Annotated in this window: 14 protein-coding genes; 5 read left to right on the top strand and 9 right to left on the bottom strand. The window is 70.2% G+C overall.

The genetic code is table 11. From position 1 onward, the window contains the following. Window positions 1–51: 51 nt before the first annotated feature. Together IR155_RS00890 and IR155_RS00885 are read right to left on the bottom strand one after the other, a co-directional pair. Window positions 52–276, bottom strand: coding sequence for a hypothetical protein (locus IR155_RS00890; protein ID WP_135112209.1), 225 nt, complete (start codon window positions 274–276; stop codon window positions 52–54). Next, the gene (locus IR155_RS00885) at window positions 273–881 is read right to left on the bottom strand and encodes a winged helix-turn-helix domain-containing protein (protein ID WP_135112208.1); all 609 of its coding nucleotides are present in this window, start codon (window positions 879–881) and stop codon (window positions 273–275) included. The genes IR155_RS00890 and IR155_RS00885 overlap by 4 nt, the downstream gene beginning before the upstream one ends. Window positions 882–962: 81 nt before the next feature. On the opposite strand from IR155_RS00885, the gene IR155_RS00880 reads away from it, so the two are divergent. Beyond that, the gene (locus IR155_RS00880; RefSeq protein ID WP_135112206.1) at window positions 963–3,026 is read left to right on the top strand and encodes a M3 family metallopeptidase; all 2,064 of its coding nucleotides are present in this window, start codon (window positions 963–965) and stop codon (window positions 3,024–3,026) included. A gap of 63 nt (window positions 3,027–3,089) precedes the next feature. Next, window positions 3,090–3,668 carry a carboxymuconolactone decarboxylase family protein gene (locus IR155_RS00875; RefSeq protein ID WP_135112204.1) on the top strand — a complete coding sequence of 193 codons (579 nt, stop codon included), beginning with the start codon at window positions 3,090–3,092 and terminating at the stop codon, window positions 3,666–3,668. 24 nt (window positions 3,669–3,692) lie between these two features. Here the strand turns inward: IR155_RS00875 and IR155_RS00870 are convergent, their stop codons facing one another. The 6 genes from IR155_RS00870 to IR155_RS00845 form a co-directional block, all read right to left on the bottom strand. Next, the gene (locus IR155_RS00870) at window positions 3,693–4,805 is read right to left on the bottom strand and encodes an epoxide hydrolase family protein (protein WP_135112202.1); all 1,113 of its coding nucleotides are present in this window, start codon (window positions 4,803–4,805) and stop codon (window positions 3,693–3,695) included. 56 nt (window positions 4,806–4,861) lie between these two features. After that, a complete protein-coding gene (locus IR155_RS00865) occupies window positions 4,862–5,638 on the bottom strand; it encodes a hypothetical protein (RefSeq protein WP_135112200.1) in 777 nt (258 codons plus the stop codon). 51 nt (window positions 5,639–5,689) lie between these two features. After that, window positions 5,690–6,961 carry an ATP-dependent Clp protease ATP-binding subunit ClpX gene (gene clpX / locus IR155_RS00860; protein WP_135112198.1) on the bottom strand — a complete coding sequence of 424 codons (1,272 nt, stop codon included), beginning with the start codon at window positions 6,959–6,961 and terminating at the stop codon, window positions 5,690–5,692. A gap of 114 nt (window positions 6,962–7,075) precedes the next feature. Continuing rightward, window positions 7,076–8,551, bottom strand: coding sequence for an APC family permease (locus tag IR155_RS00855; RefSeq protein WP_135112196.1), 1,476 nt, complete (start codon window positions 8,549–8,551; stop codon window positions 7,076–7,078). A 123-nt stretch (window positions 8,552–8,674) separates the two neighbouring features. Beyond that, a complete protein-coding gene (locus IR155_RS00850; protein WP_135112194.1) occupies window positions 8,675–9,340 on the bottom strand; it encodes an ATP-dependent Clp protease proteolytic subunit in 666 nt (221 codons plus the stop codon). 31 nt (window positions 9,341–9,371) lie between these two features. Further along, the gene (locus IR155_RS00845) at window positions 9,372–9,965 is read right to left on the bottom strand and encodes an ATP-dependent Clp protease proteolytic subunit (RefSeq protein WP_194210264.1); all 594 of its coding nucleotides are present in this window, start codon (window positions 9,963–9,965) and stop codon (window positions 9,372–9,374) included. Window positions 9,966–10,198: 233 nt separating this feature from the next. Here IR155_RS00845 and glgX point away from each other — a divergent pair, with 233 nt between their 5' ends. The 3 genes from glgX to treZ are packed head-to-tail and all read left to right on the top strand — an operon-like array spanning window position 10,199 to window position 16,412. Beyond that, a complete protein-coding gene (gene glgX / locus IR155_RS00840) occupies window positions 10,199–12,403 on the top strand; it encodes a glycogen debranching protein GlgX (protein WP_135112190.1) in 2,205 nt (734 codons plus the stop codon). After that, entirely contained in the window at window positions 12,400–14,715 is a 2,316-nt protein-coding gene (treY, locus tag IR155_RS00835) for a malto-oligosyltrehalose synthase (RefSeq protein WP_135112188.1), read from the top strand. Before glgX ends, treY begins: the two co-directional genes overlap by 4 nt. Then, window positions 14,715–16,412: a malto-oligosyltrehalose trehalohydrolase gene (gene treZ / locus IR155_RS00830; protein ID WP_135112186.1), complete on the top strand. Its 1,698-nt coding sequence runs from the start codon at window positions 14,715–14,717 to the stop codon at window positions 16,410–16,412. Before treY ends, treZ begins: the two co-directional genes overlap by 1 nt. A gap of 18 nt (window positions 16,413–16,430) precedes the next feature. Here the strand turns inward: treZ and IR155_RS00825 are convergent, their stop codons facing one another. Further along, complete coding sequence (locus IR155_RS00825) at window positions 16,431–16,925, bottom strand: tetratricopeptide repeat protein (RefSeq protein WP_135112184.1); 495 nt, start codon at window positions 16,923–16,925, stop codon at window positions 16,431–16,433. Window positions 16,926–16,985 lie beyond the last annotated feature (60 nt).

The following is a 16,985-nucleotide window of genomic DNA, read 5'->3' as shown; positions in this document are numbered from 1 at the left end:
CGAAGGCGCCTGACTTCCGCGGATGCTCAGGCGCCTTCGTCGTCTCCGGGGTCAGAGCCGGGGGACGTCGCGCGCCATGGCGCGCATCGCGGCGAGCCGGCTCTCGCCGACAAGTCGCTCGCGCTCGAGATCGGCGAGCAGTCGTGCATCGCGGCGCATCGCCCGGCGATGGATGTACGCCGCGAGTGCATCGGCCGCGCGCAGCGCGAACCGCTCGCCCGGCGTGATCCGGAGCGATGGCATCGCGGCGCGCGGGTACAGCGTCACAGCGGTCATGAGGCACCTCCGAGCTGGCGCAGCGGAAAGAGGTCGGCGCGGATGGTGACGCTGCGCACGTCCTCACCCTCCTGGTCGCGGTAGCGTTCGCCGGCCGCGGTGATGATGGCCTCGATCTGATCGCCGATCTCGGCGAGCTGGGCCGGCGTCATCCGGGCCGTCGTGGTGAAGGAGGAGGAGACATCGCGCCACTCCTCCGGTTCGCGGTCGGCGCGGCGGGTGAAGAAGTCGAGCGTCTCCTCGTTGCGGAGACGGTGGAACTCCGAGGTCGCGGCCTGGAGCGCGGCGCGGCCGGCGGGCGAACGGGTGTCGTCCGTGTCGCCCCACGCCGTGGAGCCCTTCGGCCGCTCCCACCAGCGCTCGCGGCCAGTGCTGCGCTCGGGGATCTCGCGGATCAGCTCCTGCTTGGCGAGGATCCGCAGGTGGTAGCTCGTGGACCCGGACGACTCCCCCGTCAGTTCGGCCAGCGTGCTCGAGGTCTGCGGCCCGTGCTGACTCAGGATGTCGAAGATCCGCATGCGGAGCGGATGCCCCAGCGCACGCAGCGCCGCGACATCGAGGACACGCCGCTCGCGGGTCGGCTGTTCGGGCTGCTCATCGGTCATGTCCCCCAGCGTACGATCGCAAAGGTTTCTTTGCAAGACTTTCTTTGCAGAGATTTCCTTGCCGTTGGCTAGGGTGGAGGAATGACCGACGCGCCCGCCTTCAACCCGCTGCTCGCCCCGTCGCCGCTCCCCTACGGCGTGCCCGACTACGCGGCGATCGAGCCGGCGCACTACCTTCCCGCATTCGAGGCCGCGTTCGCGGCCCATCGCGCCGAGGTGGAGGCGATCGCGTCGCGGGATGAGGAGCCGACGTTCGAGAACACCCTGCTCGCGCTCGAAGAGGCGGGCGGGCAGCTCGAGCGCGTCATCCTGGCGTTCTACACGGTCAGCTCGGCCGACGCGACGCCCGAGATCCAGGCGATCGACGAGCAGCTCGCGCCGCTCATGGCCGCGCACACCGACGCCATCCAGCTCGACGGCCGCCTCTACGCGCGCATCCGCGCCCTGCACGAGCGACTCGACGATCTGGACCTGGATGCCGAGTCGCGGCGGCTCGTCGAGCGTCACTTCCGCGAGATGACGCACGCCGGCGCCGCGCTCGATGACTCCGCCAAGTCGCGCCTGACCGCGCTCAACCGCCGCCTGTCCGAGCTCACGACGCAGTTCGAGAAGAACCTCCTCGCGGACACGAACGAGCTCGCGGTGGCGTTCGACGACGTCACGGAGCTCGACGGCCTGACGGAGGGTGAGCTGTCGGCCGCGGCCGAGGCGGCGCGAGAGCGCGGCCTCGAGGGCAAGTGGCTCGTGACCCTGACCCTGTTCTCGGGTCATCCGTACCTCGCGCAGCTGACGAGCCGCGCGTCGCGCGAGCGCATCATGGCCGCCTCGCGCGCCCGGGCATCTCGGGGCGACGCGCACGACAACAGCGCCGTGCTGCTCGAGATCGTCCGGCTGCGCGCCGAGCGCGCCGAGCTGCTCGGCTACGCGTCGCACGCGGCCTACATCACCGCGGATCAGACCGCGGGCACGCCCGAGGCGGTGCAGTCGCTGCTGAGGCAGCTCGCGGTTCCCGCCGCGCGCAACGCTCAGGCCGAGAAGGCCGCCCTGCAGCGCCTGATCGACGCGACGGAGCCTGAGCCGTACCCGCTCGAGGCGCACGACTGGGCGTTCTGGACCGAGAAGGTGCGCTCCGCGGAGTACGACATCGACGCGGCCGCGCTGCGCCCCTGGTTCGAGGCGGAGCGCGTTCTGCAGGATGGCGTCTTCCGCGCGGCGAACCTGCTCTACGGTCTGACGTTCCGCGAGCGCGCCGACATCCCCGCTTACCACCCCGACACCCGCACGTTCGAGATCTTCAACGAGGACGGATCGGCGCTCGGCCTGTACGTGCTGGATCTGTACACGCGCGACACGAAGCGCGGCGGGGCCTGGATGAACTCGATCGTCAAGCAGTCCGCCCTGCGCGGCACGCAGCCGGTCGTGGTCAACAACCTCAACGTGCCGAAGCCGGCGGCGGGGTCGCCGACGCTGCTGACGCTCGATCAGGTCACGACGCTGTTCCACGAGTTCGGTCACGCGCTGCATGGCCTGTTCGCCACCGTGACCTATCCGCACTTCGCCGCGACGGCGGTGCACCGCGACTTCGTGGAGTTCCCGAGCCAGGTCAACGAGATGTGGATCCTCTGGCCCGAGGTGCTGGCGGAGTATGCCGTGCACCATGAGACCGGCGAACCGCTGCCCACAGACGTGGTTGAGCGCCTGCGTGCGACCGAGACGTTCAACCAGGGCTTCGCGACGAGCGAGTACCTCGCCGCGGCGTGGCTCGATCAGGCGTGGCACTCGCTGTCGCGCGCCGAGGCCGACGCGGTCACCGACGTCGACGCGTTCGAGGCCGCGGCCCTCGCCGACATCGGTCTCGACGAGCCCGCCGTCCCGCCGCGCTATTCGTCCACGTACTTCGCGCACGTGTTCTCGGGCGGCTACAGCGCGGGGTACTACTCCTACATCTGGGCCGAGGTGCTCGACGCCGACACCGTGGAGTGGTTTCGCGAGAACGGCGGCCTCACCCGCGCGAACGGCGACCGGTTCCGGCAGCGCCTGCTCGGTGTCGGCGGCGCCAAGGATCCCCTCGAGGCCTACCGCGACTTCCGAGGCCGCGACGCCGAGATCACGCCACTGCTGACGCGCCGCGGCCTGACCGCCTGAGCATCTGTCGCGCCTGCCGCGCCGGGTCTACGCTTCGCGCAGGAGACCCGAGCGGAGGACGCCATGTACCTGGAGACAGTGTCGGACGAGGCGGCGGACGGCGAGATCGCGGCGATCTACGCCGCGGAGCGCGCCGACATGGGCATGGTCATGAACGCCACGCGCAGCCTGTCGGCGCGGCCGGACATGGCGGCACCCGTCGAGAGGCTGCTCCATCAGCTGCGTGACGGCTTCTCGCTGGGCCTCGAGGCGTTTCGGATGATCACGCTCGTCGTGGCGAAGCACGTGCCGTCCAGCTACTGCAGTCACGTGTACTTCCGCGGGCTGACGCGGTTCGTGGGGCGCGAGCAGGCGCTCGCAATCCAGAGCGATCACCGCACCGCGGGTCTGAGCGCGCGCGACGTCGCGATGCTCGACTACGCGGAGCAGATCGCGACCGACGCCTCGCGCATCGGCGAGGCCGACATCCAGCGTCTGCGGGACCTCGGCTTCAGCGACCTCAATATCGCCGACATCGCGTACGCCGCGGCGTTCCGGTGCTTTCTCAGCCGGTACTTCGACGCGGTCGGCGCGACCGCCGAGCCAGACCTCCTCGATGACGACCCCGCTGTGCGGGCGCAGCTCGCGGTCGGCAAGCGCTGACCGGCACGCCGGGGACGCCGGGGCTCAGCGCAGCGTCGCCGCGAACGCCCGGACGCGGTCGGCCATCTCGCGCGGCACCTCGGCGATCGTGAAGTGCCCACCCCGCTCGAGACGCTCGAACACGCGCAGGTCGAGATAGTAGCGGCGCGCGAGGACCTCCGGATAGTCGTGCTCATGGCGCTGGATGAACACGGCGGCGGGCACGGTGACCGGCGGGATCGGGCCGGGGGTGTCGGCGCCCTCGTGATACGGCCGGAACGACGTCGCGATGCTCTGGGTGACCCAGTAGATCATCGCCTCCGTCAGGATGCGATCGCGCGAGATGACCGACTCGAGCCGTGCCGGATCGTCGCCTGGGACATCCGCCCACTCGGCGAGCTTCTCGGCGATCCAGGCGAGCACGCCCGCCGGAGAGTCGTTCAGCGCGGCCGCGAGGGTGTCGGGGCGCGCCCACTGCACGTGACCGTACGACCCGTTCGGCCCGTGCTCGGCGTTCAGCCGCGCGAAGAACGCTCGCACCGCGGGATCGTCGTTCGCCTCACGCTCGGCCGGGGTGCCGAAGTGCGCATGCGTCGCGACGATGCCGGCGACCTGATCCGGATGCGTCGCCGCGATCAGGTCGCTGACGTTCGCCGAGACGTCCTCGCCGTACGTGATGTACGACGTGTAGCCGAGCACGTCGGTCATCAGCGCGTGCATGGTCGCCGCGAAGCGCGCTTCATCCGCCGGTCCGTCGTCGTACGGCGGCGAGAATGCGAAGCCCGGCAGGCTGGCGACCACGACGTGGAAGTCGCGCAGCTGCGCCGCGAAGTCGAGCTGCAGCGCGAAGGTGTGCGGCCAGCCGTGCATCACCAGCAGGGCGGGCGCATCGGCCGCGTCGGAGCGCAGGTGCGCAAAATGGATCGTCGCGCCGTCGACGTCGGCGAGGAACTGCGGGCATCCTCCCAGCCACTCCTCGCGGGCGCGCCAATCCCACGTCGCCCAGGCATCGACGAGGTCACGCAGCCAGTCAGCCGTCATCCCCGACGGCATCCGCCGTGGCGAGTCGGGAAGCAGCCTGGTGCGCGTCAGTCGCTCACGCAGATCCGCGAGCACGGCGTCGGGCACGTGGAGCCGGAAGGGTCGGATGTCGGTCATGCGCGCACGCTACGCGCGGGCACCGACATCGGCGTCGGCGCCTGCCACCACAGCGCTCAGTCGAACGAGATCGCGTGCCCGTCGGTCAGCGGCCGCGGCGAGACGAGCGAGCCATCCAGGAGAACCCGGTCGCCCAGGCGCTCGGCGAGTTCGATGGTGAACGGCGTCGTGGGGTTCGAGGGGCAGGTCTGCGGCCCGCCCTCGGGACGGATGCCGATGCGCACCGTCACGGAGGCATCCGTCTCCTCCAGCGAGATCAGCTCGATCCGGCCCGCGGCGTCCCGCCCGCTGTTGCAGGCCCCCTCGGTGACGAGGAGCGCGATCGTGGTGTCATCCGGTGACGGGAGAGCGGCCAGGTCGCGCTGGACCAGGGCTCCGGTCAGGGGCGCAGGGTCCAGCGACAGCGCGCACGACGACAGCTGCCCGTAGGAGGGGATGTCCCCGAGCTCGGTCGTCGCGGTGAAGAGCTCGTGATCATGCAGCTCGCCGTTGCCGTGGAGATCGGCGGGCTCCGCCAGGGGCCGGATGAGCGTGACCCTCGCCGAACTCTCGCTCACGATCGACCACGAGGCGAGGTCGTCCACGGTCACGGGGTCTCCCAGGTCGTCCGTCGCGCCCGCCACAAGCGCCGCGGGCTCCGGCGACAGCTCGTCGGCGCTGCGGGCTTCGCGGTACGCCGCGGAGTCGATCGGCGCTCCCCCGCACATGTACGGCGACGAGACGCCGGACGCCGCCCCGCCCGGCGAACCGGCGACCGAGGGCGATGCGCATCCGGAGGCCGCACCGGACAGCACGACAACGGCGAGCAGCGCGTACGCGCGCGAAGTCCTCATACCGAGGAGTGTCCCCGACGGAGCGTACGTCTCACACCCGTCGGGACGAGATCAGGCCGACTTCTTCTTCTGCGCGAGCACGAACGTCGGATCGGCGCCGTCCTCGACCGAGGCGCGCGTCACGATCACCTTCGCCACGTCGTCATTCGAAGGGATGTCGAACATGATCGGGCCGAGCACGTCCTCGAGGATCGCGCGGAGACCGCGCGCACCGGTCTTGCGCAGCACCGCCAGATCCGCGATGGCGCGCAGTGCGTCCTCTTCGAACTCGAGCTGCACGCCGTCGAGCTCGAACATGCGCTGGTACTGCTTGACCAGCGCGTTGCGCGGAACGGTCAGGATCTCCATCAGCGCGTCCTGATCGAGCGGCTGCACCGAGGCGATGACGGGAAGCCGGCCGATGAACTCGGGGATCAGGCCGAACTTGTGCAGGTCCTCCGGGAGCACCTCGCCGAAGAGGGAGCTGTCGTCGTTCTTGTCGTGCAGCGGGGCGCCGAAGCCGACGCCGTGCTTGCCGACACGGGCGGAGATGATGTCCTCCAGGCCCGCGAAGGCGCCGGCCACGATGAACAGCACGTTCGTGGTGTCGATCTGGATGAACTCCTGGTGCGGGTGCTTGCGCCCACCCTGCGGAGGAACCGAGGCGACCGTGCCCTCGAGGATCTTCAGCAGCGCCTGCTGCACACCCTCGCCCGAGACGTCGCGCGTGATCGACGGGTTCTCGGCCTTGCGGGCGATCTTGTCGACCTCGTCGATGTAGATGATGCCGGTCTCGGCGCGCTTGACGTCGAAGTCGGCGGCCTGCAGCAGCTTGAGGAGGATGTTCTCGACGTCCTCGCCGACGTAGCCAGCTTCAGTCAGCGCGGTGGCGTCGGCGACGGCGAACGGCACGTTGAGACGCTTCGCCAGCGTCTGCGCCAGATACGTCTTGCCGCAGCCGGTGGGGCCGAGCATCAGGATGTTGCTCTTCGCGACCTCGACGTCCTCGGCCTTCTGGTCTGCCGCCTTGAGCTCACCACGGGCGCGCACGCGCTTGTAGTGGTTGTACACCGCGACCGCGAGGGCCCGCTTGGCGGGGTCCTGGCCGATGACGTACTCCTCCAGGAACGCGAAGATCTCGCGGGGCTTGGGAAGGTCGAACTCGGCCACCTCGCCGGTGCCGGCCGACTCGGCCATCCGCTCTTCGATGATCTCGTTGCACAACTCGACGCATTCGTCGCAGATGTACACGCCGGGGCCGGCGATCAGCTGCTGCACCTGCTTCTGGCTCTTGCCGCAGAAGGAGCACTTGAAGAGGTCGGCGCTCTCACCGATACGTGCCATGCGTGTCCTCCTCGGACCTTTCCGTTCGAGTCCCCCTGAGCCTAACCGCTGCCACCGACACCGGGACCGCGGCACGCGCCGTTTTCGGTGTCGGTCCTGTCACGGCCCTCCGGATCATGTCCCCGACGAGGTCCGCCCGCGCCTCGCCGCGATCTCCGCGAGCAGGATCGCCTCGGTGTCCGGTCCCGCCTTGATGCCACCCGGCAGCCGGAAGGCGAACGCGACGCCGACCAGCATCCAGACCCCGAAGATCAGGTACGACTGCCAGGCGAGAGTGATGCTGATGGGCGTGAGCCCCGGGATGTAGAGCAGGAAGAGAAGCACGCACAGCACGCTCGCCGCGACGCCCACGACCATGCCGGTCGTGCGGCCCCGACCGACGCGGAAGGGCCGCTCCATCCCGGGGTCCTTGATCCGCAGCAGGCAGAACGACAGCGCCACGAGCGCGTAGGCGAGCACGATCATCGGCGAGCCGCCGTCCACCGCCCAGCCCAGCATGGCCGTGCCGCCGAACGGCGCGATCACCGACAGGGCGCCGATGAAGAGGATGGCGTTCGACGGCGTGCGGTAGCGCGGATGGATCCGGCCGAACCACGCGGGGATCATCCCGGACATCGACATCGCCCAGAGCAGCCGCGACGCACCCAGCAGGAATCCGATCCACGACGTCAGGATGCCCGCGAGCCCGCCCGCGATCACGACGCGGCCCCAGAAGTCGGCGCCCAGCATGATCGCCAGCGCGTCGGCGGTGACGAGGTCGAACGCCGCGAGTTCGCTCGCGGGCATGGCGAGCGAGGTCACGAAGATGACGATCAGGTAGAACGCGACGGCCATCGCGACCGACAGGATCAGGATCCGCCCGATCCTGCGCGGCGGCAGGTCGATCTCCTCGGCCGCCTGCGGGATGACGTCGAAGCCGACGAACAGGAACGGCACCGCGCCCAGCACGATCGCGAATCCCGCGACGCCGCCCACGAAGGCCGGCTCGGTGTTGGCGATGTCGCCGCCCGCGAACCCGCCGAAGACCAGCAGCGCCGCGACGAGCAGCAGGAACGACACCACGAAGGTCTGCACGAGCGACGTGATCTTGACGCCGCGGATGTTGATCCACGTGACGGCGATCGCCGCGACGACGCCGACGAGCGCCCACGGCAGCCCGACCTCGAAGCCGGCGATCGTGTACATCGGCATGAGCGAGGCGAGCCCGGGGAACAGGTAGTCGAACGTGCGCGGGGTCGCCACCGCCTCGAACAGGATGACGGTGATGTAGCCGCCGGTGATCGCCCAGGATCCCACCAGGGACCAGCGCGGCCCCATGCCGCGCATCAGGTAGTTGTGCTCGCCGCCCGCTCGCGGCATCGCCGACACGAGCTCGGAGTAGACGAGGCCGACGAGCACCATGATGGCGCCGCCGACGACGAACGCGAGCATCGCGCCCCAGGTTCCCGCGGTGGTGAGCCATCCGCTCGTCAGGGTGATCCAGCCGAAGCCGATCATCGCCCCGAACCCCACGAACAGGGCGTCCACGGAGCCCATCGCCTTCACGAATCCGCCCTCGCGGTGTCCGCCCTCGGTCTGAACGCAGGTCATTGCCCCGCCTCTCGTCCGCTCCATTGCGGCCCATGGTGCCGGGCCGGGATGTCGAGGACATTACCGCGAGGAAACGCCGACGCCCCGGAACCGCACGCGGTTCCGGGGCGTTTCGAGCCGTGGTTACTTGATGGCCGGCTGGCGCTTGCGCGTCGTCAGGACCTGGTCGACGAGGCCGTACTCGACCGCCTCCGCGCCGCTCAGGATCTTGTCGCGGTCGATGTCCTTGTTGACCTGCTCGACCGTCTTGTTCGAGTGCTTCGCGAGCGTCTCCTCGAGCCAGGTGCGCATGCGCAGGATCTCGGCCGCCTGGATCTCGATGTCCGACGCCTGACCGTGACCGGCCTCGCCGACGGCGGGCTGGTGGATCAGCACGCGCGCGTTGGGCAGCGCCAGACGCTTGCCCGGGGCTCCGGCGGCGAGCAGGACCGCGGCGGCCGAGGCCGCCTGGCCGAGCACGACCGTCTGGATCTGGGGCGAGATGTACTGCATCGTGTCGTAGATCGCCGTCATGGCCGTGAACGAGCCACCGGGCGAGTTGATGTACATGATGATGTCGCGATCGGGGTCCTGGCTCTCGAGCACAAGCAGCTGCGCCATGACGTCGTCTGCGGACGCGTCGTCGACCTGCACGCCGAGGAAGATCACGCGATCTTCGAACAGCTTGTTGTACGGGTCCTGGCGCTTGTAGCCGTAGGCCGTGCGCTCCTCGAACTGGGGCAGGATGTAGCGGCTGCCCGGCATCTGCAGGCCCTGGGGCGACGTCTGGCCGGTGTAGGGGGTGTGCATCTTCGATACGTCCTTCTCTGTGTACCCGGGCTCAGTTCGCCGCGCGGTCGGTGCCGCCGCCGCCGGTGACGTCGGCCGCGTGCTCGCGGATGTGGTCGACGAAGCCGTACGCGAGGGCCTCCTCGGCCGAGAACCAGCGGTCACGGTCGCCGTCCTCGTTGATCTGCTCGACCGACTTGCCGGTCTGGGCAGCGGTGATCTCGGCAAGACGGCGCTTCATGTCGAGGATGAGCTGCGCCTGCGTCTGGATGTCGCTCGCGGTGCCGCCGAAGCCGCCGTGGGGCTGGTGGAGCAGCACGCGCGCGTTCGGCGTGATGTAGCGCTTGCCCTTGGTGCCGCTGGTCAGCAGGAGCTGGCCCATCGAGGCCGCCATGCCGATGCCGACGGTGACGATGTCGTTGGGCACGAACTGCATGGTGTCGTAGATCGCCATGCCGGCCGTGATCGATCCGCCGGGCGAGTTGATGTAGAGGTAGATGTCCTTCTCGGAGTCCTCTGCCGCGAGAAGCAGGATCTTCGCGCAGATCTCGTTCGCGTTGTCGTCGCGCACCTCCGAGCCAAGCCAGATGATGCGGTCCTTCAGCAGGCGGTCGAAGGCACTCTGTGCCATCAGCGGTTCGGGCATTCTCACTCCATTCAGTGGTGCGTCGATATGACCCTACCCGCGGGTTATCCGGGCCTCGCGCGTGTTCGCCGTGGGCATACGTCGGTGTCGGCGCCCCCTCCGCCGGCGGCCGCGAAGACCCTCCTCTAACGGCCCGGTGGCTCGATTCGCAAGCCCTTCCGCAGGGCCCGGTCTCCGCGTTAGCGTCGCCGTGAGAGCTGTCCCGGCTCCCCTCACAGGAACGGCAGGATCACATGGAGACGTGGCCAGGACGGCCCTACCCGCTGGGTGCGACATACGACGGCGACGGCACGAACTTCGCGCTCTTCAGCGAGGTCGCCGACAAGGTCGAGCTCTGCCTCTTCGACGACGACGGCACCGAGACGCGCGTCGGCATCATCGAGGTCGACGCGAACGTGTGGCACGCCTACCTTCCCGGGGTCGGCCCCGGTCAGGAGTACGGCTACCGGGTCCACGGGCCGTTCGATCCCGCCGCCGGCCATCGCTGCGACCCCAGCAAGCTCCTCGTCGACCCGTATGCCAAGGCGCTGGCGGGAAGCATCGACTGGGATCCGTCGCTGTTCGACCACCACTTCGACGACCCCGACGTGCGCAACGAGGACGACTCGGCCGCGCACACCATCCGGTCCGTGGTGATCAACCCGTACTTCGACTGGCGCGGCGACCGGCGCCCCGGCACCCCCTACGGCCAGACGCTGATCTACGAGACGCACGTGAAGGGCCTCACCGAGCTGCATCCCGAGATCCCCGAGGAGCAGCGCGGCACGTACGCCGGCGTCGCCCATCCCGCCGTCGTCGCCCACCTGAAGCGGCTGGGCGTGACGGCGATCGAGCTGATGCCCGTGCACCAGTTCATCCACGACTCCGTCCTGCTGGAGAAGGGGCTGCGCAACTACTGGGGCTACAACACGCTCGGCTTCCTCGCGCCGCACAACGAGTACTCCTCCAGCGGCGACCGCGGCGAGCAGGTGCAGGAGTTCAAGGCGATGGTGCGGGCGCTCCACGCCGCGGGCATCGAGGTCATCCTGGACGTCGTCTACAACCACACGGCGGAGGGCAACCACCTCGGCCCGACGCTGTCGTTCAAGGGAATCGACAACGCCGCCTACTACCGGCTCGTCGAGGACGACCCGCAGTACTACATGGACTACACGGGCACGGGCAACACACTCAACGTCCGCAACCCGCACTCGCTGCAGCTGATCATGGACTCGCTGCGGTACTGGGTGACCGACATGCACGTCGACGGCTTCCGCTTCGACCTCGCATCCACGCTCGCGCGGGAGTTCTACGAGGTCGATCGCCTGTCGAGCTTCTTCGACCTCGTGCAGCAGGATCCGGTGGTGTCGCAGGTGAAGCTGATCGCCGAGCCGTGGGATGTCGGTCCCGGCGGCTACCAGGTCGGCAACTTCCCCCCGCAGTGGACCGAGTGGAACGGGAAGTTCCGCGACACGGTGCGCGACTTCTGGCGGGGCGAGCCCTCGACCCTCGGCGAGTTCGCCTCGCGCTTCACCGGCTCCGCCGACCTGTACGAGGGAAGCGCGCGGCGCCCGATCGCCTCCATCAACTTCGTCACGGCGCACGACGGCTTCACCATGCGCGACCTCGTGTCGTACAACGAGAAGCACAACGAGGCGAACGGCGAGGACGGGCGGGACGGCGAGTCGCACAACCGCTCGTACAACCTCGGCGTGGAGGGGCCGACCGACGATGCCGAGATCCTCGAGCTGCGCGCGCGGCAGCAGCGCAACCTGCTGACGACGCTGCTGCTGTCGCAGGGAGTGCCGATGCTGCTTCACGGCGACGAGCTCGGTCGCACGCAGCAGGGGAACAACAACGGGTACGCCCAGGACTCGCCGCTCACCTGGATCCACTGGGACGAGGCCGACGAGCCGCTGATCGAGTTCACGGCGCTCGTGTCGCGCCTGCGGCGCGAGCATCCGACCTTCCGGCGGTGGGGCTTCTTCGACGGCCGGCCGGTGCGCCGCGGCGAGGGAGACCCGCTTCCCGACATCGTGTGGCTGACGCCCGACGGCTCGCCCATGGACGAGGGCGACTGGCAGACGAGCTACGCGCGCACGCTCGGGGTGTTCCTGAACGGCCAGGGCATCCAGGAGCGCGGCCCGCGCGGCGAGCGGATCGTCGACCGGCACTTCCTGCTGTTCTTCAACGCGCACAGCGAGCCCGTCGACTTCACCCTTCCCGCCGACGAGTTCGCGGCGTCGTGGGACATCGTGCTGAACACCTCGGACGGGCGCGATCCCGCACCTCACGAGGCGGGAAGCACCATCGCGGTGCCGGCCCGGTCGATCCTCGTGCTGCGCGAGTGGCAGGAGGAGGCGGCCGCGCCCGAGTGGTCGCCGGCGGCGTCCGTCCGGCAGGCGCTGGCGGGCGGTCAGGGCGGTGCCGGCGGTCAGGACGTCGAGGCCGACGGATGAGCGGGCGCATCCCCCGCTCCACCTATCGCCTGCAGATCCGGCGCGAGTTCGACCTCGACGCCGCGGCGGGCGTCGTCGACTATCTGAAGGCGCTCGGCGTCGACACCGTCTACCTCTCCCCCCTGCTCGCGAGCGAGCCGGGCTCCAACCACGGCTACGACGTGATCGACCACTCCCGGGTGGACCCGGATCGCGGCGGATCCGAGGGGCTCGAGCGGTTCGCGACGGCCGCCCGCGAGGCGGGGCTCGGGGTGCTCGCCGACATCGTGCCGAACCACGTCGGCATCGCGACGCCGCGGCTGAACCCGTGGTGGTGGGACGTGCTCACGCACGGGCGCGGATCGCGTCACGCCGAGGCGTTCGACATCGACTGGGACGCCGCGAGCGGGCGGATCAGGATCCCGGTGCTCGGCGACGACGACGTCGAGAAGCCGGATCTCGGCCTGCGCATCGAGGACGGCGAGCTGCGGTACTACGACAACGCGTTCCCCCTCGCGCCGGGCACTGCCGACGACGGCGCGTCGCCGGGCGTTGTCCACGCGCGACAGCACTACGAGCTCGTCCACTGGCGCCGCGGTGACAGCGAGCTGAACTACCGCCGCTTCTTCGCGGTGTCGACGCTCGCCGCCGTGCGTGTCGAGGACCCGCGCGTGTTCGACGAGAGCCACACGGAGATCCTGCGGTGGCTCCGCGAGGGGCTCGTCGACGGCCTGCGCATCGACCATCCCGACGGCCTCACCGACCCCGGCGGCTACCTCGCCCGCCTTGCGGACGCGTCCGACGGCGCGTACGTGCTCGTGGAGAAGATCCTCGAGCCGGGCGAGCCGCTCCCGGCGCACTGGGCGACCGCCGGAACCACCGGATACGACGCGCTCGGCGACATCGACCGCGTCCTCGTCGACCCGGCCGCGCGCACCGCGCTCGACGACCTCGAGGCCGAGCTGCGAGCGGATTCGCCGCAGACCGGCACCGCCGAATGGCACCGGATGATCCACGACGGAAAGCGCGCCGTGGCAGACGGCCTGCTGCAGGCGGAGGTGCGGCGCCTCGCCCGGCTCGTGCCGGACATCGAGGGCGCCGAGGACGCGCTGGCCGAACTGCTCGCCTGCTTCCCTGTCTACCGGTCGTACCTGCCCGCCGGGCTCGACCACCTCCACGAGGCGGCCGCCGCGGCCAAGCGCGGCAGGCGCGACCTCGCCCGCACGATCGACAGGCTGCTCCCCCTGCTCGCCGACCCGGATCATCCTGCCGCGATCCGGTTCCAGCAGACCTCCGGGGCCGTGATGGCGAAGGGCGTCGAGGACACGGCCTTCTACCGCTACGGACGCCTCGCCTCGCTCAACGAGGTGGGCGGGGATCCCGCCGAGTTCGCGATCGACGTGGCCGAGTTCCACCGCCGGCAGGCCGCACGTCAGGCGTCCTGGCCGCTGTCGATGACCACCCTGTCCACGCACGACACGAAGCGCGGCGAGGACACCCGCGCACGGATCGACGCCCTCGCAGAAGTGCCGGAGCTGTGGCGCAGCACCCTCCGCACGCTGCGCACGCTGGCGCCCCTCGGCGACGGCCCGTTCGAGTCGCTGCTGTGGGCATCCCTGATCGGCGCCTGGCCGCTGTCCCGCGAGCGCGCCCACGCGTATGCCGAGAAGGCCGCCCGCGAGGCCGGCACGCGGACGACGTGGACCGCGCCGGACGAGGCGTTCGAGCGATCGATGCACGCGCTCGTCGACGCGGCCTTCGACGACGAGTCCGTGCACCGGACGCTCGAGGAGTGCGTGGGGTTCGTGCAAGCCGCCGGCTGGTCGAACTCGCTGTCGGCCAAGCTGCTCCAGCTCGCCGCACCGGGCGTCCCGGACGTCTACCAGGGGTCCGAGCTGTGGAATCGGTCGCTCGTGGACCCCGACAATCGCCTTCCGGTCGACTACGCCGAGCGCCGCGCCATCCTGGAGCGCATCGACGGCGGCGAGCTGCCCGACCTCGATGAGACCGCCGCCGCCAAGCTGCTGGTCACGACGCGGGTCCTCCGCGCCCGCCGCGACCGTCCCGAGCTGTTCACCCGCTACGCCGGGCTGGACGTCACGGGCGGGGCCGCGGAGCACGCGATCGCGTTCGACCGCGGCGGCGCGGTGGCGGTCGCCACGCGTCTGCCCCTCGGGCTCGAGAGGCGGGGCGGATGGGCCGACGCGCGCGTGATGGTGCGGCCCGGCCACTACGTCGACGCGATCACCGGCGTCTCCTTCTCGGGCGACGCCCTGGCGCTTGCGGACGTGCTGGGGCGCTATCCGGTCGCCCTGCTGCTGAGGGAGGGCTGATGGGTTTCGAGGTCTGGGCGCCGCGCCCCGCATCGGTGCGCCTCGTCGTGGACGGGCAGACGCACGACATGAGGCGCGAGGGCGGATGGTGGCGGGCCGACGTTCCCCGTCGTCCCGGGCAGCGGTACGGCTACCTGCTCGACGATCGCGACACACCCGTGCCGGATCCGCGGTCGCTGCGCCAGCCCGACGGTGTGCATGAGCTGAGCCAGGTGCACGACCTCGGCTTCGACTGGACCGATCAGCGTTGGACCGGCCGTCAGCTCGCCGGATCGGTGATCTACGAGATGCATGTGGGCACGTTCACCCCGGACGGAACGCTGGATGCCGCCATCGAGCGTCTCCCGCACCTCGTCGACCTCGGCATCGACCTCGTCGAGGTCCTGCCCGTGAACTCGTTCAACGGCGCCTGGAACTGGGGATACGACGGCGTGCTCTGGTACGCCGTCGACGAGACCTACGGTGGTCCGGAGGCGTACCAGCGGTTCGTCGACGCGTGCCACGCCGCCGGCCTCGGCGTCATCCAGGACGTCGTGTACAACCACCTCGGCCCCAGCGGCAACTACCTGCCGCTGTTCGCCCCGTACCTGCAGGACGCGAGCGCCAACACCTGGGGGTCGTCTCTCGATCTCGCCGAGCACGAGGTGCGGGAGTACATCCTCGACAACGCCCTCATGTGGCTGCGCGACTTCCACGTGGACGGGCTCCGCCTGGATGCCGTTCACGCGCTTGTCGACGACTCCTCCACGCACCTGCTGCAGGAGATGGCCGAACGCGTCGACGCGCTGAGCGCGCACCTGCGGCGTCCGCTCACGCTCATCGCGGAGTCGGACATGAACGAGCCGAAGCTGATCACTCCCCGCGAGGGCGGCGGCTACGGGATCCACGCCCAGTGGAGCGACGACTACCACCACGCGGTGCACGTCGCCCTCACCGGCGAGACCTCGGGCTACTACGCCGACTTCGAGCCGATCGAGGCGCTCGCCAAGGCGGCGACCCGCGGATTCTTCCACGACGGCACCTGGTCGTCGTTCCGCGAACGCGAGCACGGTCGTCCGATCCCGCCCGAGACGCTGACCTGGCGCCTCGTCGCCTACGCGCAGGATCACGATCAGATCGGCAACCGCGCGACGGGCGACCGGCTCTCGCAGACCCTCGACGACGACGGCCTGGCGATCGCGGCGCTGCTCGCGCTCGCGGGCCCCTTCACGCCGATGCTGTTCATGGGCGAGGAGTGGGGCGCCTCCACACCGTGGCAGTTCTTCACGGCCCACCCCGAGCCGGAGCTCGGCGAGGCGACGGCGAAGGGGCGCATCGCCGAGTTCGAGCGCATGGGCTGGGATCCGGCGGTCGTGCCCGATCCGCAGGACCCCGAGACGTTCCGCCGGTCGAAGCTCGACTGGTCGGAGCCGTCGACCGGACGCCACGCGCGCCTGCTGCGGATGCACCGCGAGCTCATCGCGCTGCGTCGCCGCGAGCCTGACCTGACCGACCCGCGCTTCGACCGCCTGTCGGCCGAGTGGAGCGAGGATCCGCGGTGGATCCGGATCCGCCGCGGCGCGCTCGAGATCGTCGTCAATCTCGCCGACCTGCCGCTCGCGATCACGCCACCCCGCGAGGTCCTGTTCGCGACCAAGCCGCTGGGCGCGGAGGCCGACGGCATCCCGCCCCGCTCGGGCGCGATCATCCGCCCGTGACCCGCGCGGGTCGCTGGATCAGTCGCGCGCGAGCTCGGCGGCGTAGCCGGTGACCGAGCGGGTGTAGCGCGTCAGATGCGGCGCAAGCGCCGTGAGGGCGACCGAGAGACCCCGCTCGGGCTCGCCGGCCGAAGCGAGCGCGAGGGCGTAGAACGCCGCGGCCTCGTCGCGCAGGGCGGCCGCGTCCTCCCGCTCGTGCTCGCTCCGCAGCAGCTCGAGCGCCTCGTCGGTCTTCCCCAGGTTCCGGATCGTGCTGGCGAGCTGGACGATCGCCCGCGTGCGCCGCTGATCGTCGAGACCCAGCTCGATCGCGCGGCGGTAGAGCGGCTCGGCCTCGGTCTCGAGGCCCGCGCTGTCACGCGCACCGGCGCGCTCGAACAGCGCCACCGGCTGCTCCTCCCCCAACTCCGCGGCAAGTGCGTCGATCCGCGCGATCCTGTCGTCGTCGGTCAGCGCGGCATCCTGCCAGACCGCGTCGATGCGCTCCTGCCAGTCGTCGAATGAGGAGGCCATCGGTGTTCCTTCCGGGTGGATGAGAAAGGGGGACGGATGCGCGCGGCATCCGTCCCCCCC

The organism is Microbacterium paludicola (assembly GCF_015235415.1).
Lineage (GTDB): Bacteria > Actinomycetota > Actinomycetes > Actinomycetales > Microbacteriaceae > Microbacterium > Microbacterium paludicola.
This window is presented reverse-complemented; position numbering and strand designations above follow the sequence as displayed.

Excerpts from the sequence above, each read along its gene's own strand:
- treZ (WP_135112186.1), top strand. The coding sequence starts at position 14,715 with ATGGGTTTCGAGGTCTGGGCGCCGCGCCCCGCATCGGTGCGCCTCGTC.
- glgX (WP_135112190.1), top strand. The coding sequence starts at position 10,199 with ATGGAGACGTGGCCAGGACGGCCCTACCCGCTGGGTGCGACATACGAC.
- IR155_RS00885 (WP_135112208.1), bottom strand. The coding sequence starts at position 881 with ATGACCGATGAGCAGCCCGAACAGCCGACCCGCGAGCGGCGTGTCCTC.
- IR155_RS00845 (WP_194210264.1), bottom strand. The coding sequence starts at position 9,965 with ATGCCCGAACCGCTGATGGCACAGAGTGCCTTCGACCGCCTGCTGAAG.
- IR155_RS00875 (WP_135112204.1), top strand. The coding sequence starts at position 3,090 with ATGTACCTGGAGACAGTGTCGGACGAGGCGGCGGACGGCGAGATCGCG.
- IR155_RS00825 (WP_135112184.1), bottom strand. The coding sequence starts at position 16,925 with ATGGCCTCCTCATTCGACGACTGGCAGGAGCGCATCGACGCGGTCTGG.
- IR155_RS00870 (WP_135112202.1), bottom strand. The coding sequence starts at position 4,805 with ATGACCGACATCCGACCCTTCCGGCTCCACGTGCCCGACGCCGTGCTC.
- IR155_RS00865 (WP_135112200.1), bottom strand. The coding sequence starts at position 5,638 with ATGAGGACTTCGCGCGCGTACGCGCTGCTCGCCGTTGTCGTGCTGTCC.
- IR155_RS00880 (WP_135112206.1), top strand. The coding sequence starts at position 963 with ATGACCGACGCGCCCGCCTTCAACCCGCTGCTCGCCCCGTCGCCGCTC.
- treY (WP_135112188.1), top strand. The coding sequence starts at position 12,400 with ATGAGCGGGCGCATCCCCCGCTCCACCTATCGCCTGCAGATCCGGCGC.
- IR155_RS00850 (WP_135112194.1), bottom strand. The coding sequence starts at position 9,340 with ATGCACACCCCCTACACCGGCCAGACGTCGCCCCAGGGCCTGCAGATG.
- clpX (WP_135112198.1), bottom strand. The coding sequence starts at position 6,961 with ATGGCACGTATCGGTGAGAGCGCCGACCTCTTCAAGTGCTCCTTCTGC.
- IR155_RS00890 (WP_135112209.1), bottom strand. The coding sequence starts at position 276 with ATGACCGCTGTGACGCTGTACCCGCGCGCCGCGATGCCATCGCTCCGG.
- IR155_RS00855 (WP_135112196.1), bottom strand. The coding sequence starts at position 8,551 with ATGACCTGCGTTCAGACCGAGGGCGGACACCGCGAGGGCGGATTCGTG.